A 20119-nucleotide genomic window follows, 5' to 3' on the forward strand; every position below is an offset into this window, starting at 1 on the left:
CCTGGCATCCTTGCATGGCGTGGAAGCGCTTAGCGTAGGCGGGTAGCGGGGCGGTTGGTGTGTGCAGTTGTCAGGTGATATTTCGCAGATGTTCGTCTTCAATCCCGGGCTGGGGCAAGAAACCAGCGCCGCTTGGGCGGCGGCCGATCTCACAGGCGATGAAAATGCTGTGACAGGCACAAAAAAGCCCCTGCCGATCACTCGGCAGGGGCTTTCGTCCAGCGCTGCAGGAAAATTTACAGGCCGGCAGCGTCACGCAGCGACTGGGCGCGGTCGGTGCGCTCCCAGGTGAAGGTGGTGAAGGTGTCGTCGCCGACAGTCTTCTGCTGCGGTGTGCGGCCGAAGTGGCCGTAGGCAGCGGTTTCCTGATACATCGGGTGCAGCAGGTCGAGCATGGTGGTGATGGCGTACGGACGCAGGTCGAAGCACTCGCGCACCAGCTGGATGATCTTGTCGTCGGAGACCTTGCCGGTACCGAAGGTGTTGATCGAGATGGAGGTCGGCTGGGCCACGCCAATGGCGTACGACACCTGGATCTCGCAACGCTCGGCCAGGCCGGCGGCGACGATGTTCTTGGCTACGTAGCGGCCGGCGTAGGCGGCGGAACGGTCAACCTTGGACGGGTCCTTGCCGGAGAACGCGCCACCACCGTGGCGGGCCATGCCGCCGTAGGAGTCGACGATGATCTTGCGGCCCGTCAGGCCGCAGTCACCCACCGGGCCACCGATGATGAAGTTGCCGGTCGGGTTGATGTGGTACTGGGTGCCTTTGTGCAGCAGTTCGGCCGGCAGGGTGTGCTTGACGATCAGCTCCATCACGGCTTCCTGCAGGTCTTTCTGCGAAACCTCCGGGTTGTGCTGGGTCGACAGCACCACGGCGTCGATACCGACCACTTTGCCGTTCTCGTAGCGGCAGGTGACCTGCGACTTGGCATCCGGGCGCAGCCACGGCAGCAGGCCGGACTTGCGCGCCTCGGCCTGGCGTTCTACCAGACGGTGCGAGAAGCAGATCGGTGCAGGCATCAGGACTTCGGTTTCGTTGCTGGCATAGCCGAACATCAGGCCCTGGTCACCGGCGCCCTGGTCTTCCGGCTTGGAGCGGTCCACGCCCTGGGCGATGTCTACCGACTGTTTGCCGATGATGTTCATCACGGCGCAGGTGGCGCCGTCGAAGCCGACGTCGGAACTGTTGTAGCCGATGTCGATGATGACTTTGCGCACCAGGTCTTCCAGGTCGACCCAGGCCGAAGTGGTGACTTCGCCGGCGATGATGGCAACACCGGTCTTGACCAGGGTTTCGCAGGCTACGCGGGCGTATTTGTCCTGGGCGATGATGGCATCAAGGACAGCGTCCGAAATCTGGTCGGCGATCTTGTCCGGATGCCCTTCGGACACGGACTCGGAGGTGAAAAGGGAGTATTCGCTCATCTCGAAGGTTCCTGAAATTTACCGATGGTGTATGTCGCCAGCCGTCCGCTGGAAATGGCGGACCTGGATCTGGAAACCGTTACGCAAGCCCACGTACAGGCTGTCCGCATGGGCCAGCCCGGCAGCGTTGGCCCAGCGCGCCAGGTCGTCCTGTTCGAAGCCCAGCCAGAGGTCGCCGCAGGCTTCGCGTGCCCACCCCTGGTCATGGCTGCACAGTTCGGTGACCAGCAGGCTGCCGCCTGCCTTCACCCGTTTGGCCAGCTGGCGCAAGGCCAGGGCCGGGTCGCTGAAATGGTGCAGCACCATGTTCAGCACAACGCAGTCGGCGGCCACATCCGTTGCACCCAGTGCATCGGCCAACTGCAGGTTCACGTTGTCGAGCCCTTCGCGCTGGCACACCTGGCGCGCAAGCTCGAGCATGGTAGGGCTGTTGTCCAGGGCGGTGACCTGGGCGAAGCGCCGGGCCAGGTCGGGCAGGAAGCCACCGTCGCCGGGCCCGACTTCCAGCGCGCTGGCGGCCGGGTCGAAATGCAGTTTGTCGAGTAGCGCCAGCAGGCTGTCGCGGTACTGCGGAAGGCCGGCGATCAGGTCTTGCTGGGCACGGAACTTCTCTTCCACGCGCAGGAAGAAGTCCTGACTGGTGGCCGCTCGGCGCTGCTGTACATGGGCTATACGCGCCTGCACATCGGACGGCAGGGCCAGGTCGTCGACTTCTTCGAGCAGCGCCGCGTGAAGCCGACCCCCCAGGCGCAGGCCATCGGGCAGGGCACGGCGGTAGAAGATGGCGTTACCTTCGCGGCGGGTTGCCACGAGGTCGGCCTGCGCCAGCACCTTAAGGTGGTGGCTCATGCCCGACTGGCCGATGTCGAAGATTTGCGCCAGCTCCAGCACGCCGAACGAGTCGTTGGCCAGGGCGCGCAATACGTTCAGGCGCAACGCATCGCCACTGGCTTTGCACAGGGCGGCCAATGTTTCGCGTTGCTCGGGGATCGATTGCGCACGGAGATTCATGGGGCGGCAGTCTAGACAGGCATCGATGCCCTAGCAAGGTCAATATCAAAAAGTTTTGATATTGGCGATGAGCTGCAAGCCGAAAGCCTCAAGTTACACGCTTTGGGGCGCCCCGAGTCGCGCTCTGCTTCTTCAGTTGCGGCTTAAAGCTGGCGCTTGGCGCTTAAATGTTTGCCCCAAGCGCCCCCAGTGGGCGAAAATGGCCGCCTTTTTCGTGACACCACCTATTCAAGCCCCCTAGGAGATCAGCGATGCCCAGCCGTCGTGAACGTGCCAACGCCATTCGTGCCCTCAGCATGGATGCCGTGCAAAAGGCCAACAGCGGCCACCCAGGTGCCCCCATGGGCATGGCGGATATCGCCGAAGTGCTTTGGCGCGACTACCTGAAGCACAACCCGAGCAACCCGAGCTTCGCCGACCGTGACCGCTTCGTACTGTCCAACGGCCACGGTTCGATGCTGATCTACTCGCTGCTGCACCTGACCGGCTACGACGTCACCATCGATGACATCAAAGGTTTCCGCCAGCTGCACAGCCGCACCCCGGGCCACCCGGAATACGGCTACACCCCAGGCGTCGAGACCACCACCGGCCCGCTCGGCCAGGGTATCGCCAACGCCGTGGGCTTCGCCCTGGCCGAAAAAGTGCTGGCTGCCCAGTTCAACCGTGACGGCCACAATATCGTCGACCACAACACCTATGTGTTCCTCGGCGACGGCTGCATGATGGAAGGCATCTCCCATGAAGTCGCCTCGCTGGCAGGCACCCTGGGCCTGAACAAGCTGATCGCCTTCTACGATGACAATGGCATCTCCATCGACGGCGAAGTGCACGGCTGGTTCACCGACAACACCCCGGCGCGCTTCGAAGCCTACAACTGGCAGGTGATCCGCAACGTCGACGGCCACGATGCCGAAGAAATCAAGATGGCCATCGAGACCGCCCGCAAGAGCGATCGCCCGACCCTGATCTGCTGCAAGACCATCATTGGTTTTGGCTCGCCGAACAAGCAGGGCAAGGAAGATTGCCACGGTGCACCGCTGGGCAACGACGAAATCGCCCTGGCCCGTAAAGAACTGAACTGGAACCACGGCCCGTTCGAAATCCCTGCCGACATTTATGCCGAGTGGGATGCCAAGGCCGCTGGCGCCAAGGCCGAAGCCGAGTGGAACCAGCGTTTTGACGCCTACGCCAAGGCCTACCCGGAGCTGGCTGCCGAGTTCAAGCGCCGTGACAGCGGCGAGCTGCCGGCCGACTTCAGCGAAAAGGCCCAGGCCTACATCAACGAAGTGGCTGCCAAAGGCGAAACCATCGCCAGCCGCAAGGCCAGCCAGAACGCCCTGAACGCCTTTGGCCCGCTGCTGCCGGAGTTCCTCGGTGGTTCGGCGGACCTGGCCGGCTCCAACCTGACCCTGTGGAAAGGTTGCAAGGGCGTCGAAGCCAATGACGCCAGCGGCAACTACGTGTTCTACGGCGTGCGCGAGTTCGGCATGACCGCCATCATGAACGGCGTTGCCCTGCACGGTGGCCTGGTGCCTTACGGCGCGACCTTCCTGATGTTCATGGAATACGCCCGCAACGCGGTGCGCATGTCGGCCCTGATGAAGCAGCGCGTGATCCACGTGTACACCCACGACTCCATCGGTCTGGGCGAAGACGGCCCGACGCACCAGCCGATCGAGCAACTGACCAGCCTGCGCAGCACCCCGAACCTGGACACCTGGCGCCCGGCCGACGCGGTGGAATCCGCCGTGTCCTGGAAAAACGCCCTGGAGCGCAAGGACGGCCCTTCGGCACTGATCTTCTCGCGTCAGAACCTGCAGCACCAGGACCGCGATGCCCAGCAGATCGCCGACATCAGCCGCGGTGGCTATGTGCTCAAGGACTGCGCCGGCGAGCCCGAACTGATCCTGATCGCCACCGGTTCCGAAGTGGGCCTGGCTGTTCAGGCCTTCGACAAGCTGACCGAGCAAGGCCGCAAGGTGCGCGTGGTTTCCATGCCGTGCACCAGCGTGTTCGATGCCCAGGACGCTGCCTACAAGCAGTCCGTACTGCCGCTGGAAGTCGGTGCGCGCATCGCCATCGAAGCTGCCCACGCCGACTTCTGGTACAAGTACGTTGGCCTGGAAGGTCGTATCATCGGCATGACCACTTACGGTGAGTCGGCGCCGGCTTCGGCACTGTTCGAAGAGTTTGGCTTCACCCTGGAGAACATCCTCGGTACTGCCGAAGAGCTGTTGGAAGACTGATTTAAAGATCTGCGGGCGGTGTCGCCTTCATTCGCGGGCAAGCCCGCTCCCACAGAGGTTGCATGAGACCCTGTGGGAGCGGGCTTGCCCGCAAATGCCACATCGCAAATTCCGCAGGCTGACGACAATTGAACTGTCTCGTGAGCCCCGAATGCCCCACCTGCGTCCCTACAAAGTTGCACTCAACGGTTATGGTCGTATCGGCCGCTGTGTCCTGCGCGCGCTGTTCGAGCGGGGGGCAAAGGCCGGCTTCGAGATCGTCGCGCTGAACGATCTGGCCGATCAGGCCAGCCTGGAATACCTGACACGCTTCGACTCCACCCACGGGCGTTTCCCCGGCGAGGTCAAGGTCGACGGCGACTGTCTGCACATTAATGGCGACTGCGTGAAGGTAATGCGCAGTGCCACCCCCGAAGGCATCGACTGGGCTGCGCTGGGCATCGACCTGGTGCTGGAGTGTTCCGGCGCCTATAACACCCGTGCCGATGGCCAGCGTTTCCTCGACGCCGGTGCGCCAAGGGTGCTGTTCTCGCAGCCCATGGCCAGCGAGGCCGATGTTGACGCCACGGTGGTCTACGGCATCAACCAGGCCTGCCTTACCGGCAGCGAGCGCCTGGTTTCCAACGCTTCGTGCACCACCAACTGCGGCGTGCCGCTGCTGCGTGTGCTGGACCAGGCGTTTGGCATCGAATATGTACAGATCACCACCATCCACTCGGCGATGAACGACCAGCCGGTGATCGATGCCTACCACCACGAAGACCTGCGCCGCACGCGTTCGGCCTTCCAGTCGGTGATCCCCGTGTCCACTGGCCTGGCGCGTGGCATCGAGCGCCTGCTTCCGGAACTTGCCGGGCGAATCCAGGCCAAAGCGGTACGTGTACCGACCGTCAACGTCTCGTGCCTGGACATCACCCTGCAGACCGCCCGCGACACCAGTGCGGCCGAAGTCAACCGAGTGCTGCGCGAGGCCGCGCTGGATGGCCCGCTTAAAGGCTTGCTGGCCTACACCGAGCTGCCGCACGCCAGCTGTGATTTCAACCATGACCCGCATTCGGCGATCGTCGATGCCAGCCAGACTCGTGTTTCCGGCCCCCGCTTGGTAAACCTGCTGGCCTGGTTCGACAACGAATGGGGTTTTGCCAACCGTATGCTCGACGTTGCCGAACACTTTCTGCACGTCGTTCACCCAACCCGCAATAAACAGCCCTGAAGGACTGCATTCATGACCGTGTTGAAGATGACCGACCTCGACCTGCAAGGTAAGCGTGTACTGATCCGCGAAGACCTCAACGTGCCTGTAAAGGACGGTGTGGTAGCCAGCGACGCACGTATCCTGGCAGCGCTGCCGACCATCAAGCTGGCCCTGGAGAAGGGCGCAGCGGTAATGGTCTGCTCGCACCTGGGCCGCCCGACCGAAGGCGAATTCTCTGCCGAGAACAGCCTCAAGCCGGTCGCCGATTACCTGAGCAAGGCCCTGGGCCGTGACGTACCGCTGGTTGCCGACTACCTGGACGGTGTCGCGGTACAGGCCGGTGAACTGGTGCTGTTCGAGAATGTGCGCTTCAACAAGGGCGAGAAGAAGAACGCCGACGAGCTGGCGCAGAAGTACGCAGCCCTTTGCGACGTATTCGTCATGGACGCTTTCGGCACTGCGCACCGCGCCGAAGGCTCGACCCATGGCGTCGCCAAGTTCGCCAAGGTTGCCGCTGCCGGCCCGCTGCTGGCAGCCGAGCTGGATGCCCTGGGCAAGGCCCTGAGGGCCCCGGCCAAGCCAATGGCGGCCATCGTTGCCGGCTCCAAGGTTTCCACCAAGCTGGACGTGCTGAACAGCCTGAGCAGTGTTTGCGACCAGTTGATCGTCGGTGGCGGTATTGCCAACACCTTCCTGGCCGCTGCCGGCCACCCGGTGGGCAAGTCGCTGTACGAGCCTGACCTGGTCGACACCGCCAAGGCCATCGCCGCCAAGGTCAGCGTGCCGCTGCCAGTCGACGTGGTGGTTGCCAAAGAGTTCGCCGAGAGCGCAGAAGCTACCGTAAAAGCCATTGCCGACGTAGCTGCCGACGACATGATCCTGGACATCGGCCCGCAAACCGCGGCCAACTTCGCCGAGCTGCTGAAGTCGTCGAAAACCATTCTGTGGAACGGCCCGGTTGGCGTGTTCGAATTCGATCAGTTCGGTAACGGTACCAAGGTACTGGCCAAGGCCATCGCCGACAGCGCCGCGTTCTCTATCGCCGGTGGCGGTGACACCCTGGCAGCCATCGACAAATATGGCGTCAGCAAGGAAATCTCCTACATTTCTACCGGTGGTGGCGCCTTCCTCGAGTTCGTCGAGGGCAAGGTCCTGCCAGCTGTGGCAATCCTGGAAGAGCGGGCCAAAGCCTGATGACGTCGGCGCTTGGCAAAGGGAGTGGCCTGGTGGTCAAGCAATTGCCTGTGATGCTGCTGGCCGGCCTGCTGAGCGCTTGCGCGGGCAGCCCGGACTCGGATGCCGACTCGGCGCGATCGCACAAGGGCGGTTGCTACCAGTCCGAATGGCAGGCCGAGACTGTGCCGGTCATCAGCAAGCGTGTGGGCCCGGAAGGCCTGGAAAAGTACGACGAAGACCATCAGCGCAAGGCGCCAGGTTGCCCTTGATCGGGTAATAGGCAACCTGAAGGTTTATTTGTGGTCTTGAAAAAGGGACCGCTGTGCAGCCCTTCGCGGGCGAGCCCGTGAAGGGCTGCACAGCAGCCCCAAATCGAGGAAACTGAATGAAAGCGCTTTTGGCCGTGACGGCCGTGGCGACATTGGCAGGATGCTCACTGCTGCAGCCGGCGCAACCCGCCCCGGCAGACAACTGGACCCGTTGGGTCTGCGACACCCAGGCTGAGGTGCTTTGGCGCTTTGCCGATGCGCAACGCGACCAAGTTGACGTGCGCCTTGGCGGCGGCGACCAGGTCTACCGGCTCAAGGCTGAACCGGGTGCCTCGGGTGCGCTGTACAGCGATGGCATGCTGGCCTTCCACACCAAGGGCGAAGAAGGCCTGGTGTACTGGGTGGCAACCAACGATCTGATTGGGCGGGGCTGCAAGGCACCGTGACTGGCCGGGCCGCGAGGGTGGCCCACACTACTTGAACAGCAACCGCCCCTGCGGCAGGCTTGCACGAAACAAACGACGCTTGTCGGGAGAGAGATACACAATGGCACTCATTAGCATGCGCCAGATGCTGGACCACGCCGCCGAGTTCGGCTACGGCGTTCCAGCTTTCAACGTCAACAACCTCGAGCAGATGCGCGCCATCATGGAAGCGGCCGACAAGACCGACTCTCCGGTGATCGTCCAGGCTTCGGCCGGTGCCCGCAAATACGCCGGCGCCCCGTTTCTGCGCCACCTGATCCTGGCTGCCATCGAAGAGTTCCCGCACATTCCGGTGTGCATGCACCAGGACCACGGTACCAGCCCTGACGTCTGCCAGCGCTCGATCCAGCTGGGCTTCAGCTCGGTGATGATGGACGGCTCGCTGGGTGAAGACGGCAAGACCCCGACCGACTATGAATACAACGTCCGCGTTACCCAGCAAACCGTTGCCATGGCTCACGCCTGCGGCGTTTCGGTTGAAGGCGAACTGGGCTGCCTGGGTTCGCTTGAAACCGGCATGGCCGGTGAAGAGGACGGGATCGGCGCCGAAGGCGTGCTGGATCACAGCCAGATGCTGACCGACCCGGAAGAAGCCGCCGACTTCGTCAAGAAGACCCAGGTCGACGCCCTGGCGATCGCCATCGGTACCAGCCACGGTGCCTACAAGTTCACCAAGCCACCCACCGGTGACGTGCTGGCCATCGATCGCATCAAGGAAATCCACAAGCGCATTCCCAACACCCACCTGGTGATGCACGGTTCGTCCTCGGTACCACAAGAGTGGCTGGCGATCATCAACCAGTACGGCGGTGACATCAAAGAAACCTACGGTGTACCGGTCGAAGAAATCGTTGAAGGCATCAAGCACGGCGTGCGCAAGGTCAACATCGATACCGACCTGCGTCTGGCGTCTACCGGTGCCATGCGCCGCCTGATGGCGCAGAACCCGAGCGAGTTCGACCCGCGTAAGTTCTTCGGTGAAACCATCAAGGCCATGCGTGACGTGTGCATCGCCCGTTACGAAGCCTTCGGCACCGCTGGCAATGCCTCGAAGATCAAGCCGATTTCTCTGGAAGGTATGTTCCAGCGCTATCTGAAAGGTGAGCTGGCCGCCAAGGTCAACTGATCTACTGGTAACCCTGAAAAACCCGCAGCGATGCGGGTTTTTTTTGGGCGATGGAAACCTGTACTTAATTCCGGCAGACCGACCGTTAGTCGGCTACCGTACAGTTTGACCATTGATAGCGTTCTGATTGCATTGCGTGTTGCAGCCTCAGGTCTAGAGTACTAATGGATCCAACCGTATTTTGAAGTCGGTCACATAACAGAGAAGCAGCATGGATGGCGCTTACCCTCAACAGCAGCCACTGGATGGCAGCTCAGTTCTTCTGGTGGTAGACGACTACCCCGAGAACCTCATCAGCATGCGGGCCTTGCTGGCCCGGCAGGATTGGCAAGTATTGACGGCAAGCTCAGGGATTGAAGCCTTGAGCGCGTTGCTTGAGTACGAAGTCGACCTGGTGTTGATGGATGTACAGATGCCGGAAATGGACGGCTTTGAAGTCGCTCGGCTGATGCGCGGCAATCAGCGTACCCGACTGACCCCGATCATTTTCCTCACTGCCAACGAACAGTCCGAAGCGGCCGTGCTCAAAGGCTACGCCAGCGGCGCCGTGGACTACATGTTCAAACCGTTCGACCCGCAAATCCTCAAGCCCAAGGTCCAGGCTCTGCTCGAGCAGCAGCGCAACCGGCGCATGCTGCAGCAACTGAGTCGCGAGCTGGAGGCGGCCAGGGCATTCAATGCATCCATCCTGGAAAATGCCGCCGAAGGCATTCTGGTGGTTGATGCCCATGGCATCATCAGTTTTGCCAATCCGGCCATTTCCCGTTTGCTGGCTGCACCGGTGCAACAACTGCAGGGCACCCAGTTGCTCGACGTTGTGCAGTTGGGCAGTGTCAGCCTGTGGCGCGATTCGGACTTCTACAAGGCCTACCAGGGGCGACGTATCTTCCGCGTACACGATGCCCAACTGCGTATCCATGGGGGTGAACCTGTGCCGGTGGCGCTGTCGTGTGCGCCGTTGCCGGCCGACCAGCAGGCCATGGTGGTGACCGTGCTGGACATGTCGGTGGTGCATGACTTGCACCAGCAGCTGGAATATCAGGCCATTACTGACCCACTCACCGGTTTGCTCAACCGCCGTGGTTTCTACCAGGCTGCTGAAGGTGCTCTGTTGCGCAACGAGCGCTCGGGCAAGGCGCAGGCGCTGATGTACATGGACCTGGATGGCTTCAAGCGCATCAACGACTCGCTTGGCCACGACGCCGGCGACCGGGTGTTACGCTGGGTGGCCGAACAGCTCAAGGACTGCCTGGGTAGTGAGGCCTTGCTGGCGCGCATGGGCGGCGACGAGTTCACCGCACTGTTCGACAGCTTGCCTTACGCGGAGCAGGCCGGGCGTTATGCCGAACGGTTGCTCGAGCGTGTTTCCATCAGCCATGAGGTAGATGGGCTCGATGTATGCCTTGGGGTCAGCATCGGCATTGCCACCTACCCGGACTGCGGCGCCAATGTCGAAGGCCTGCTGCGTTCGGCCGATACAGCGATGTACGCAGCCAAGCAGGCTGGGCGGCAGCAATACCGCTTCTACGACCAGGAGCTCAACGGGCGGGCGCGCTCGCGGTTGATGCTTGAGGACAGCGTGCGCACGGCCATCGAGCAGCAGGACTTTACCTTGGTGTACCAGCCACAGGTAGCTTTCCACGATGGTCGCTTGCGTGGTTTCGAGGCCTTGCTGCGCTGGCAGCACCCCAGCGTTGGCGATGTACCGCCGGGGCTGTTCATCCCGTTGCTGGAAGAAGCGCGGCTGATCAACCGCCTGGCCAGCTGGATCTACCGCCAGGGGGCCGCGCAGCGGCAGGCCTGGTACGACCGTTTTCCGCCGGACCTTGTGCTCGGCATCAGCTTGAGCCGTGCGCAGTTCGTCATGCCTGGCCTGGTCGAAGAACTGAAACGGGTCATCCAGCTTTACCAGCTTGTCCCGACGCAGTTGGAAGTGGAAGTGGCGGAAACCTCGCTGATGTATAACATCGATGCGGCCGTCAAACAGATACACCGCTTGCGTGAGCTGGGCGTAAGGGTGGCCCTGGATGACTTCGGTGCGGGTGACTGTTCGTTGCGCATGCTGCGCGACCTGCCTATCGATACCCTCAAAATCGACCGCCATCTGGTGGCACGCCTGCCCGATTCGGCGGTAGATGCTGCGTTGGTTCGCAGCGTGATCGGTCTGTGTGCCGATTACCGTATCACGGTGATCGCCGAGGGCGTGGAAACCCCGGCGCAGGCAGCCTGGCTCAAGGCCAATGGTTGCGAATACGTTCAGGGCTTCCTGGTGGCTTATCCGATGACAGCGGCTGACGCTAGCGGCTTCCCGGCGATTTTCTCCTGGCCAGGGCCGTGATTGGCTAGAATCGGCATTCGTTACGCCGAATACAGCGCCATGACCGTATTACGTTACTTGCAAGCCTACCCCCCGCACCTGCAGGAGCAGGTGCGGCAGATGATCGACAGCGACCGCCTGGGTGAATACCTGCAGCGCCGTTACCCTGATCGCCATGACGTGCAAAACGACAAGGCGCTGTATGGCTATGCCCAGGATCTGCGCCAACAGTACCTGCGAAGTGCGCCAAACCTGGACAAGGTGCTGTTCGACAGCCGTCTCGACCTGACGCATCGGGCCCTGGGCTTGAACACGGCGGTGTCGCGGGTGCAGGGCGGCAAGCTCAAGGCGAAGAAGGAAATCCGCATTGCCTCGCTGTTCAAGGAGGCCGCGCCACAGTTCTTGCGCATGATTGTTGTGCACGAGTTGGCGCACCTGCGCGAGCGAGATCACAACAAGGCGTTCTACCAGCTCTGCCAGCACATGGAGCCGGACTATCACCAACTGGAATTCGACCTGCGCGTCTACCTGACCTACCGGGAGCTGCCGGGCAACCTCTAAGGAACATGCAGCATGGAAGTAAGCAAGACCAAGAGCAGCTTCTACCGCCGCTTGTACGTGGCCTGGCTGATCGACAGCCAGACGGCTACCAGCGTGCCTGCCCTGATGGAGGCCACCGGCATGCCCCGTCGCACAGCCCAGGACACTATCGCCGCGCTGGCCGACCTGGACATCATCTGTGAGTTCGAACAGCAGGAAGGCGCACGTAACCACGCCGGGCATTACCGCATTCATGACTGGGGGGCGATCGACAAGCAGTGGATCATCCGTCACTTGCGGCAGATCCGCGACGTACTGGGCTACCCCTGACTTGAAAGGCTGGCATGGTCCGTATGGGGACGGGGTTGACTCAACCCTTGCGCATTCCGATAGACGCGATGCCGTCCACCAGAGACTCCCCGCCCACCACTGCAAGCCCATGGCGGGCATAAAACGCCTGCAAATGCGCCTGAGCCGACAAATAAACCGGCACCCCCGGCCAACAATGCTCCGCCGCCTCCAGCCCCTTGAGCAGCAAGCTTTCTTCGAGCTTCAAACCTCGTGCTTGCGGTGATGTCACCAATCGCCCCATCACCACATCCCCACCTTGTGACTGCGGATCCAGCAGGCGCAGGTAGGCCACCAGCTTGTCTTTGTGCCAGGCCATGAGGTGGAAGGTATCGCCAGTCAGGTCCTGACCATCGACTTCCTGGTAGGCGTGGCGCTGCTCCACCACGAATACCTCAGTGCGTAATTGCAAAATGGCGTAGAGCTGCGCTTTGCCGAGGGCGGTGTGGTGCTTGCACAGCCAGTCGATTGACATTGGCACAAACTCCTTGGATGGGGCTCGATCATCGCATGCTGCATGTGCTTCGGCCAAAATAGAGGCTAAATGACACTATTGGCCGCTGCCCTCGGTAACAGCTTTGTGTAATCTCACTGCCAGTGTTGCCCTCCATATGCGAAAGGACGTGAGCATGCGGCCACTGCTTTGTGTTCTGGGTTTACTGGCAACGATGCTGGCAACACCCGCCCTGGGTCGCGACAAGCTACGGCTGGTGGCTGACAACTGGCCACCGTTCACCGATGCCAGGATGCCGGGCGGCGGCCTTGCGACCAGCATCGTTACCACGGCACTGGCCCGCGCCGGCTACGCCAGCGGCTATGAAGAGGTGCCGTGGGCGCGTGCGTTGCTGGGGGTAGGTGAAGGGCGCTACGACGTGCTGATCAATGCCTGGTACAACGATTCGCGCGCCAGTATCGGGCAGTTCTCCAACGCCTACCTCAATAATCGAATTCGCCTGCTGCAACGTAAGGGCGAGACGTTTAGCTACAAGCAGCAGTCTGACCTTTATCCCTACAGCATTGCCGTAGTGCGTGATTACGCCTATTCACCGGAATTCGACGGGGATCCCCGGCTGCGCAAGGTGGTGGTGCGCAACTTTTCTTCTGCGGTACGCATGTTGGCGGCGGGGCGGGTGAGCCTGGCGGTGGAAGACGAGTACGTGGCCCGCTACAACCTGCAGCGTGAGCCGCAGGAAGTGCGTGATGGGGTGATGCTGGTGGAGCCGCCGCTAGGGGAAAACACCCTGCATATTCTGGTCAGCCTGAAGCACCCGGAGCATAGGCGGATCGTCGAGCGCTTCGAGCAGGCGATTGCGGCGATGAAGTCGGATGGCAGCTATGCCCGGCTGCTGCGTCAGTATGGTTTTTGAGCGCTGCGGCCAGTACAGGCAATAAAACTATCAGGCCGGGGCACCTTCTTTGATCAGGTGTGCCGCCAGGGTCCGCAATGGCCCCAGCTGGCGGCATATCAACGCCAACTGCGTCTGCACCAGCCGCTGATGCTCATCCAGATCTTCCGGCATCTGCTCCAGGGCATTGGCCAGCGCCTCTTCGGTATCACTGTGAATCGCCACCGGCAGCCGTGCGGCCAGGCCGTTGGCAATCTCGTCCAGGCTGCTGGCCAGGCTTTGCCCGGCGCCTTCGATCAACTGCTCCTGCACCTCCGCCGGCAACGCTGTGTCGCGGTGCGCGCCTAACCCCGAGAGGTAACTGAGCAAGGTGTGCGACAGCACCAGGAAGCGAAAGCCAACGTCGGCTTCCTTACGGAAATGCCCCGGCTCCATCAGCATGTTGGCCAAGGTGGTGGACAGCGCCGCGTCAGCGTTGTGGGCATTGCGCCGGGCCAGGCGGTAGGCCAGGTCGTCGCGCTTGCCGTGGGCATACTGCTGCATGATCTGGCGCAGGTACACGCTGGCGCAGGCCAGGGTATTGGCCAGCGCCTTGTTCAGCCGTCGGCCCTGCCAGTCAGGCAGGAAAAGGAATACCGCGAGGATGGCAATCAGGCTGCCCACCAGGGTATCGAACAGGCGTGGCAGGAACAGGCCGTAGCCATCGCCGATCTGGTTGAAGCAGAACAGCACCATCAGGGTGATCGCGGCAGTGGCCAGGGTGTAGCGGGTGGTGCGGTTGACGAAGAACACCACCCCGGCAACCACGGCGAACAACGACTGGATGACCGGGTTAGGGAACAGGTCGAACAAGGCCCAGCCTACTGTCAGGCCAACGGCAGTGCCGAAGATTCGCTGCACCAGCTTGCGCCGGGTGGCCCCGTAGTTGGGCTGGCACACGAACAGCGTGGTGAGGATGATCCAGTAGCCCTGGGTCGGGTGAATCAGGTGCACCATGCCATAGCCGATCGACAGCGCCAGCGGCAGGCGCAAGGCATGGCGGAACAACAGCGAGGTCGGGGTGAGCTGAGTGCGCAGGCGCGTCCATACGTCCTTCAGCGAGCGTGGCGAGCGGTCGAGCAGGCTGCTGTCGCTGGTATCGGCCAGGCTGTCCGGGTTGCTGGCGGCACTGAGCAGGCGGTCCAGTGTTGCCAGGTTGGCGGCTAGTGCCCGCAGCGAGCGCAGCAGGCCGCGCCAGGCCGGGTTGCTCTGGATGCGCAGGTGTTCGAGCGAAGCGTTGAGGTCCTCGAGGGCTTCTGGATAACCGCTGGCCAGCACGAACGGTTGGCGCAGGCGGATCGAGCGTGCCAGCTCCTGGCAAGATGAGCCCTGCTTACGCAACAGGCGCTGGCAGCGGAACATGACGTCACTGTGGAAAAACGCCTCGGTCAGTGCGTTGTAGGGGTAGTGCGAGGCACTGACACGCTCGTGGATGTCCTGGGCCAGGAAGTACAGCTTGAGGTAGCGGCTTACCTTCGAGTTTGGTTGGCTGTTGCCCACCCGGTGCAGGATGATCTCCTTGGCGGCGTTCAGCGCTGCCACCACCTTGCCGTTCTGCTGGGCCAGTTCCAGGCGCCGGGCCTCGACGTCGAGCGTGCGGATCGGTTCGAACAGGCTGGCCTTGAGCTTGAGGTAGCTGCCCAGCTCGAAGAACAGTTTGGCCAGGCTCTGTTGTACCGGCTGGTTGGAAAACAGCGCCTGCCATAGTACCGACAACAGCCCGTACCAGGCCGCACCTGCCACCAGCAGCAGCGGTTCGTGCCAGAAGTCGGTGACCTGGCCGCCGCGCTGGTCCACGCCGATCATGGTGTAGACCGCAGTGATCAAGGTGGCCGAAGCGATGGCGCCGTAGCGCTCGCCCAGCGCCCCGAGCATGGTCAGGCCAAAGGCGGCCAGGGCCAGGGCAATGACGAAGATCCAGGGGTAGGGGAACAGCAACTCGACCGCCAGTGCAGCGATGGCGAAACACACCAGGGTAACGGCCAGGGCGCTGAGGCGGCCCTGCCAGCTGTCGTCGGTTTCGGCCAGGGCGCTGGCGATGATGCCGAGGAACAGTGGAATCAGCAGGGCCATCTCGTTCTGGTACCAGCACAGGGCCAGACTGCCGGTGAGGGCAATGGTGACCCGGATGCTGTAGCTGAACTTGTCTTGGCCCCACAGGCGACGCAGTGACTGACGGAACGAGCTCGATGACATGATGGCCTGCCAGGCGGTGATCAGAAGAATACCTTTCAGGGCCGGTTATTGGGGCCGCTTCGCGCCCCTTCGCGGGCACGCCCGCTCCCACAGGGTTCTTTGTAGACCGTGTGGGAGCGGGCGTGCCCGCGAAGGGGCGCGAAGCGGCCCCAATAACGGCTCCAGGCACGGGCCAGCAAGAAGCGTTCCGTGCTGCTGAAAGGATTCTACCCTACACGAACTGCGCTGCGGCGTTCGCCGATGCCCAGGCCCACTGGAAGTTGAAACCGCCCAGGTGGCCGGTGACATCCAGCACTTCACCGATGAAGTACAAGCCGGGGCTTTTCAGCGATTCCATGGTCTTGGACGACACCTCGCGGGTATCCACGCCGCCCAGGGTCACTTCGGCGGTGCGGTAGCCTTCGGTACCGGCCGGCACAACTTGCCAGTTCGCCAGCTTTTCGGCGATTTGTGCCAGTTCTGCCGGGGTGTACTGCTTCATCGGTCTGGACTCGAACCACTGCTCGGCCAGCAGGTTGGCCAGCTTGCGGGTGAACACTTCGCCCAGCACGGTCTTCAGTTCTGCGTTGGCGCGTTCGGCCTGCATCTGTTGCAGCCAGGAAAGCGCATCGCGGTCGGGCAGCAGGTTGATCTCGACCGTGTCACCGGCTTCCCAGAACGACGAGATCTGCAAGATCGCCGGGCCACTCAGGCCACGGTGCGTGAACAGCAGGTTTTCGCGGAAGCTGGTGCCATTGCAACTGGCGGTGCAGTCCAGCGAGGTGCCGGATAATTCGGTGCACATCGCCTTGAGTTGGGGCTCGGTGATGGTGAATGGCACCAGCCCGGCGCGGGTTGGCAGCAGGGTGTGGCCGAACTGACGGGCTACCTGGTAGCCAAAACCGGTGGCGCCCAGGGTCGGGATCGACAGGCCGCCGGTGGCGATGACCAGCGACTGGCAGGCGAACTGGCCGCTGCTGGTCTGCAACAGGTAGCCGCTTTCGGTCTTCTCGATCTGTTCGATGCTGGTGTGCATGCGGATCTCGGCACCGGCCTCGTCACACTCGGCCAGCAGCATGTCGAGGATGTCACTGGCCTTGTTGTCGCAGAACAGCTGGCCGAGCTTCTTCTCGTGGTAAGCCACGCCGTGCTTGCACACCAGTTCGATGAAGTCCCACTGGGTGTAGCGGGCCAGGGCCGACTTGCAGAAGTGAGCGTTGTGCGAAAGGAAGTTGGCCGGCTCGGTGTACAGGTTGGTGAAGTTGCAGCGCCCGCCGCCGGACATGAGGATCTTCTTGCCTGGCTTGTTGGCGTGGTCGAGCAGCAGCACCCGGCGGCCACGACGGGCGCTGAGCTGGGCGCACATCAGGCCGGCGGCGCCGGCGCCAAGGATGATCACGTCGGTGGAGTGCACGGTATGAACCTTCAGATTTGAAATGCTGAACCCTGTGGGGGCGGGTTCACCCGCGAATGCGATGGTGCATTCACTGCCGCATTCGCGGGTAAACCCGCTCCTACAAGGGATTTGCCTGGCTTTAGATAATGCGGACTTTCAGGGCGCGGCCCTTGATCTTGCCGCTGTTCAGCCGCTGCATGGCCTGCTTGGCCAGCGCCCGCTCCACGGCCACAAACGCCTGGAAGTCGAAGATGGCAATCTTGCCCACCTGCTTGCCCGGGATGCCGGCATCACCGGTCAAGGCCCCCAGGATGTCGCCAGGGCGCAGCTTGTCCTTGCGGCCAGCGGCAATGCACAGTGTGGTCATCACCGGCAGCAGGGGCTCGCCGCCCTTGTTTTTCAGGCTGTCCAGCTGGTCCCAGCGCAACGGGCTCTTCTGCAGCGCTTCGATGGCCTGGGCGCGGTGGCCTTCGGCCGGTGCCACCAGGCTGACCGCAACGCCTTTCTCGCCGGCGCGGCCGGTACGGCCCACGCGGTGCACGTGGATTTCCGCATCACGTGCCAGCTCCACGTTGATGACCATGTCCAGGCCATCGATGTCCAGGCCGCGGGCGGCCACGTCGGTAGCCACCAGCACCGAGCTGCTGCGGTTGGCGAACATGGTCAGCACTTGGTCACGGTCGCGCTGCTCCAGGTCGCCGTGCAGGGCCTGGGCGACGATGCCCTTGGCGGTCAGGTGGGCAACCACGTCCTCGCATTGCTGCTTGGTGAAACAGAACGCTACGCACGACTGCGGGCGGTAGTGGCCGAGCACGCGGGTGACAGCCTCCAGACGTTGCTGCGGGTCAATTTCGATGAAACGCTGCTCGATCTGGTTGTCAGTGTGCAGGCTCTCGACCTTGACCTGCTGCGGGTTGCGCATGAAATCGGCGGCCAGTTGCTTGATGCCGGCCGGGTAGGTGGCCGAGAACAGCAGGGTCTGGCGGCGCGACGGAGTCTTGCCGATGATGCTGGCGATAGCGTCGAAGAAGCCCATGTCGAGCATGCGGTCGGCTTCGTCCAGTACCAGGGTGTTCAACCCGTCCAGTACAAGGGTGCCTTTGTCCAGGTGCTGCTGGATGCGCCCTGGGGTGCCGACGATGATGTGCGCGCCGTGCTCCAGCGAAGCGATCTGTGGGCCCAGCGAAACGCCGCCGCACAGGGTCAGGATCTTGATGTTGTCCTCGGCGCGGGCCAGGCGGCGCAGCTCCTTGGCCACCTGGTCGGCGAGCTCGCGGGTAGGGCAGAGCACCAACGCCTGGCAGCCGAAGTAGCGCGGGTTGATCGGGTTGAGCAGGCCGATGCCGAAGGCGGCGGTCTTGCCGCTACCGGTCTTGGCCTGGGCGATCAGGTCCTGGCCTTTGAGGATGACAGGCAGGCTCTGGGCCTGGATAGGCGTCATCGACGCATAGCCGAGGGCGTCCAGGTTGGCCAGCATGGCAGTGGACAGCGGCAAGGTGGCAAAGGCGGTGGATTCGGTGGTCACGAGGCGGGCCTGCGTTGCGAAGCGAAAAATGCCGCACAGTCTACCAGCCTCGTGGCCATTCGCCCTACGACTCCATGTGTTGTTCCGGACGACGGGCACGCCTTCCGTCCGTCGGCGCCAGTTGCAGGAAGATCGCCGCCGCCAGCATGGCCATTACGCCGATGGTGACGAAGGTCAGCTGGAACGCGCCCAGGGTGGTTTCCACGCCCTCGGCGCTGCCTGCCGCAGTAAAGCCGCCCAACAGTGCGCCGGCGCAAGCCACGCCCAGGCTCAGCGACAGTTGCGCGACCACCGACAGCAGGCTGTTACCGCTGCTGGCGCTGGCATCGTCGAGATCGATGAGCGTCACTGTGTTCATCGCAGTGAACTGCATGGAGTTCACGGCACCCAGAAGGCCAAGTTGCACCAACAGCAGCCAATAGGGCGTCTGCTCGTCCACCAGGCCCAGGCTTGCCAGCAGGATGCCTAGCAGCAAGGTATTACCGGTGAGAATGATGCGATACCCGAACCGTTCGATCAGCGGTCGGGCAATGGACTTGGCCAGCATGGCCGCCACCGCCAGCGGGATCATGCTCATGCCTGCCTGGGCGGGTGAGTAGCCAAGCGCGACCTGCAGCAGCAACGGCACCAGGAAGGGCAGAGCGCCGCTGCCCAGGCGGGCGAACAGGTTGCCGAGGATGCCGATGGCGAAGGTACGCACGCGGAACAGGCTGGGCGAGAACAGCGGCTCCGGGTCGCGCCCGGCTCGCAGCCAGTACGCGGCCAGGCAGGCCATGCCGGCGAACAGCAGCAACATTACCCGCAAGTGCGGCAGGTGCAGCTCGCCCAGGCCTTCCATGGCAATGGTGATCAGTACCATCGCTGCGCCGAACAGCAGGAAACCAGGGCCGTCGAAGGTGGTGCGCTCGGCGCCGCGCAAGTCCGGGATGAACTTCCACACTGCAATGCAGCCAAGCAGGCCGACTGGCAGGTTGAGCAGGAAGATCCAGTGCCAGCTGAGGATTTCCACCAGCCAGCCACCGACCGTTGGCCCCAGCAATGGCCCGAGCAGACCGGGGATGGTGATGAAACTCATGATCCGCACCAGATCGCTGCGTGGGTAGGCACGCAGCACCACCAGCCGCCCGACCGGCAGCATCAGTGCACCGCCCAGGCCCTGCACTACGCGGGCGAAGATCAGGAAGCCAAGGCTGTTGGCTACGGCGCACAGCAGCGAACCAAAGCTGAACAGCAAGATGGCGCTGAAGAAGATGCGCTTGGTGCCGAAACGGTCGGCGATCCAGCCGGAGGCAGGGATCAGCAGGGCCACGGTGAGCATGTAGGCAATGATCACACCCTGCATGCGCAATGGATCTTCGGCCAACGAGCGGGCCATGGCTGGCAGCGCAGTGTTGAGGATGGTGCCGTCCAGGGACTGCATGAAGAAAGCGATGGCCACCACCCAAGGGATCCAGCGGGCGGTGACGGGGTCCAGCGGGGTGCGTTCGGGCATGAC

At 62.7% G+C, this 20119-nt stretch carries 17 protein-coding genes; 10 read left to right on the top strand and 7 right to left on the bottom strand.

Going from position 1 to position 20119, the window contains the following annotated elements; genetic code table 11:
- Positions 1-236: 236 nt before the first annotated feature.
- Together metK and INQ47_RS21250 are read right to left on the bottom strand one after the other, a co-directional pair.
- Positions 237-1427, bottom strand: coding sequence for a methionine adenosyltransferase (gene metK / locus INQ47_RS21245; protein WP_003249375.1), 1191 nt, complete (start codon positions 1425-1427; stop codon positions 237-239).
- An 18-nt stretch (positions 1428-1445) separates the two neighbouring features.
- On the bottom strand, positions 1446-2438 hold the full coding sequence (locus INQ47_RS21250; RefSeq protein WP_404702520.1) for an ArsR/SmtB family transcription factor: 993 nt from the start codon (positions 2436-2438) through the stop codon (positions 1446-1448).
- Between the two features lie 251 nt (positions 2439-2689).
- On the opposite strand from INQ47_RS21250, the gene tkt reads away from it, so the two are divergent.
- The 9 genes from tkt to INQ47_RS21295 all read left to right on the top strand — a co-directional run bounded on the left by tkt (position 2690) and on the right by INQ47_RS21295 (position 12125).
- The gene (gene tkt, locus INQ47_RS21255; RefSeq protein ID WP_404702521.1) at positions 2690-4687 is read left to right on the top strand and encodes a transketolase; all 1998 of its coding nucleotides are present in this window, start codon (positions 2690-2692) and stop codon (positions 4685-4687) included.
- Between the two features lie 151 nt (positions 4688-4838).
- Positions 4839-5900, top strand: coding sequence for an erythrose-4-phosphate dehydrogenase (gene epd, locus INQ47_RS21260; RefSeq protein ID WP_252460987.1), 1062 nt, complete (start codon positions 4839-4841; stop codon positions 5898-5900).
- A gap of 12 nt (positions 5901-5912) precedes the next feature.
- Positions 5913-7076: a phosphoglycerate kinase gene (locus INQ47_RS21265; RefSeq protein WP_404702522.1), complete on the top strand. Its 1164-nt coding sequence runs from the start codon at positions 5913-5915 to the stop codon at positions 7074-7076.
- Positions 7076-7327 (top strand): hypothetical protein, encoded by a 252-nt coding sequence (locus INQ47_RS21270; protein ID WP_404702523.1) that lies wholly within the window; start codon positions 7076-7078, stop codon positions 7325-7327. The genes INQ47_RS21265 and INQ47_RS21270 overlap by 1 nt, the downstream gene beginning before the upstream one ends.
- Positions 7328-7443: 116 nt before the next feature.
- Positions 7444-7773: an MliC family protein gene (locus tag INQ47_RS21275; protein ID WP_252460983.1), complete on the top strand. Its 330-nt coding sequence runs from the start codon at positions 7444-7446 to the stop codon at positions 7771-7773.
- A 100-nt stretch (positions 7774-7873) separates the two neighbouring features.
- Positions 7874-8938: a class II fructose-bisphosphate aldolase gene (gene fba / locus INQ47_RS21280; RefSeq protein WP_176683090.1), complete on the top strand. Its 1065-nt coding sequence runs from the start codon at positions 7874-7876 to the stop codon at positions 8936-8938.
- A 211-nt stretch (positions 8939-9149) separates the two neighbouring features.
- The gene (locus INQ47_RS21285) at positions 9150-11276 is read left to right on the top strand and encodes a putative bifunctional diguanylate cyclase/phosphodiesterase (protein WP_404702524.1); all 2127 of its coding nucleotides are present in this window, start codon (positions 9150-9152) and stop codon (positions 11274-11276) included.
- A gap of 39 nt (positions 11277-11315) precedes the next feature.
- Positions 11316-11816 carry a M48 family metallopeptidase gene (locus INQ47_RS21290; RefSeq protein ID WP_054889349.1) on the top strand — a complete coding sequence of 167 codons (501 nt, stop codon included), beginning with the start codon at positions 11316-11318 and terminating at the stop codon, positions 11814-11816.
- A 12-nt stretch (positions 11817-11828) separates the two neighbouring features.
- Complete coding sequence (locus INQ47_RS21295; RefSeq protein ID WP_404702525.1) at positions 11829-12125, top strand: helix-turn-helix domain-containing protein; 297 nt, start codon at positions 11829-11831, stop codon at positions 12123-12125.
- A gap of 40 nt (positions 12126-12165) precedes the next feature.
- Here the strand turns inward: INQ47_RS21295 and INQ47_RS21300 are convergent, their stop codons facing one another.
- Entirely contained in the window at positions 12166-12618 is a 453-nt protein-coding gene (locus INQ47_RS21300) for a GNAT family N-acetyltransferase (RefSeq protein ID WP_404702526.1), read from the bottom strand.
- Positions 12619-12772: 154 nt separating this feature from the next.
- Between INQ47_RS21300 and INQ47_RS21305 the strand changes: the two genes are divergently transcribed.
- Positions 12773-13510 carry a substrate-binding periplasmic protein gene (locus tag INQ47_RS21305; protein ID WP_404702527.1) on the top strand — a complete coding sequence of 246 codons (738 nt, stop codon included), beginning with the start codon at positions 12773-12775 and terminating at the stop codon, positions 13508-13510.
- A gap of 30 nt (positions 13511-13540) precedes the next feature.
- Here INQ47_RS21305 and yccS read toward each other — a convergent pair whose 3' ends face one another.
- The 4 genes from yccS to mdtD form a co-directional block, all read right to left on the bottom strand.
- Positions 13541-15724, bottom strand: a complete 2184-nt coding sequence (gene yccS / locus INQ47_RS21310) for a YccS family putative transporter (protein WP_404702528.1) — start codon at positions 15722-15724, stop codon at positions 13541-13543.
- Positions 15725-15935: 211 nt separating this feature from the next.
- Complete coding sequence (locus tag INQ47_RS21315; RefSeq protein WP_404702529.1) at positions 15936-17117, bottom strand: NAD(P)/FAD-dependent oxidoreductase; 1182 nt, start codon at positions 17115-17117, stop codon at positions 15936-15938.
- A gap of 121 nt (positions 17118-17238) precedes the next feature.
- Positions 17239-18576, bottom strand: a complete 1338-nt coding sequence (dbpA, locus tag INQ47_RS21320) for an ATP-dependent RNA helicase DbpA (protein ID WP_245355303.1) — start codon at positions 18574-18576, stop codon at positions 17239-17241.
- 112 nt (positions 18577-18688) lie between these two features.
- Positions 18689-20116, bottom strand: coding sequence for a multidrug transporter subunit MdtD (mdtD, locus tag INQ47_RS21325; RefSeq protein ID WP_252460975.1), 1428 nt, complete (start codon positions 20114-20116; stop codon positions 18689-18691).
- Between the last annotated feature and the right edge of the window lie 3 nt (positions 20117-20119).

This window comes from Pseudomonas sp. 3HC3 (assembly GCF_044904505.1).
GTDB lineage: Bacteria > Pseudomonadota > Gammaproteobacteria > Pseudomonadales > Pseudomonadaceae > Aquipseudomonas > Aquipseudomonas putida_Y.

What these genes read in the sequence shown, in the direction of transcription:
- INQ47_RS21295 (WP_404702525.1), top strand. Translation starts at nt 11,829, where the DNA reads ATGGAAGTAAGCAAGACCAAGAGCAGCTTCTACCGCCGCTTGTACGTG.
- INQ47_RS21305 (WP_404702527.1), top strand. Translation starts at nt 12,773, where the DNA reads ATGCGGCCACTGCTTTGTGTTCTGGGTTTACTGGCAACGATGCTGGCA.
- INQ47_RS21270 (WP_404702523.1), top strand. Translation starts at nt 7,076, where the DNA reads ATGACGTCGGCGCTTGGCAAAGGGAGTGGCCTGGTGGTCAAGCAATTG.
- INQ47_RS21275 (WP_252460983.1), top strand. Translation starts at nt 7,444, where the DNA reads ATGAAAGCGCTTTTGGCCGTGACGGCCGTGGCGACATTGGCAGGATGC.
- tkt (WP_404702521.1), top strand. Translation starts at nt 2,690, where the DNA reads ATGCCCAGCCGTCGTGAACGTGCCAACGCCATTCGTGCCCTCAGCATG.
- fba (WP_176683090.1), top strand. Translation starts at nt 7,874, where the DNA reads ATGGCACTCATTAGCATGCGCCAGATGCTGGACCACGCCGCCGAGTTC.
- INQ47_RS21265 (WP_404702522.1), top strand. Translation starts at nt 5,913, where the DNA reads ATGACCGTGTTGAAGATGACCGACCTCGACCTGCAAGGTAAGCGTGTA.
- INQ47_RS21290 (WP_054889349.1), top strand. Translation starts at nt 11,316, where the DNA reads ATGACCGTATTACGTTACTTGCAAGCCTACCCCCCGCACCTGCAGGAG.
- INQ47_RS21300 (WP_404702526.1), bottom strand. Translation starts at nt 12,618, where the DNA reads ATGTCAATCGACTGGCTGTGCAAGCACCACACCGCCCTCGGCAAAGCG.
- metK (WP_003249375.1), bottom strand. Translation starts at nt 1,427, where the DNA reads ATGAGCGAATACTCCCTTTTCACCTCCGAGTCCGTGTCCGAAGGGCAT.
- INQ47_RS21285 (WP_404702524.1), top strand. Translation starts at nt 9,150, where the DNA reads ATGGATGGCGCTTACCCTCAACAGCAGCCACTGGATGGCAGCTCAGTT.
- INQ47_RS21250 (WP_404702520.1), bottom strand. Translation starts at nt 2,438, where the DNA reads ATGAATCTCCGTGCGCAATCGATCCCCGAGCAACGCGAAACATTGGCC.
- yccS (WP_404702528.1), bottom strand. Translation starts at nt 15,724, where the DNA reads ATGTCATCGAGCTCGTTCCGTCAGTCACTGCGTCGCCTGTGGGGCCAA.
- dbpA (WP_245355303.1), bottom strand. Translation starts at nt 18,576, where the DNA reads ATGCTGGCCAACCTGGACGCCCTCGGCTATGCGTCGATGACGCCTATC.
- mdtD (WP_252460975.1), bottom strand. Translation starts at nt 20,116, where the DNA reads ATGCCCGAACGCACCCCGCTGGACCCCGTCACCGCCCGCTGGATCCCT.
- epd (WP_252460987.1), top strand. Translation starts at nt 4,839, where the DNA reads ATGCCCCACCTGCGTCCCTACAAAGTTGCACTCAACGGTTATGGTCGT.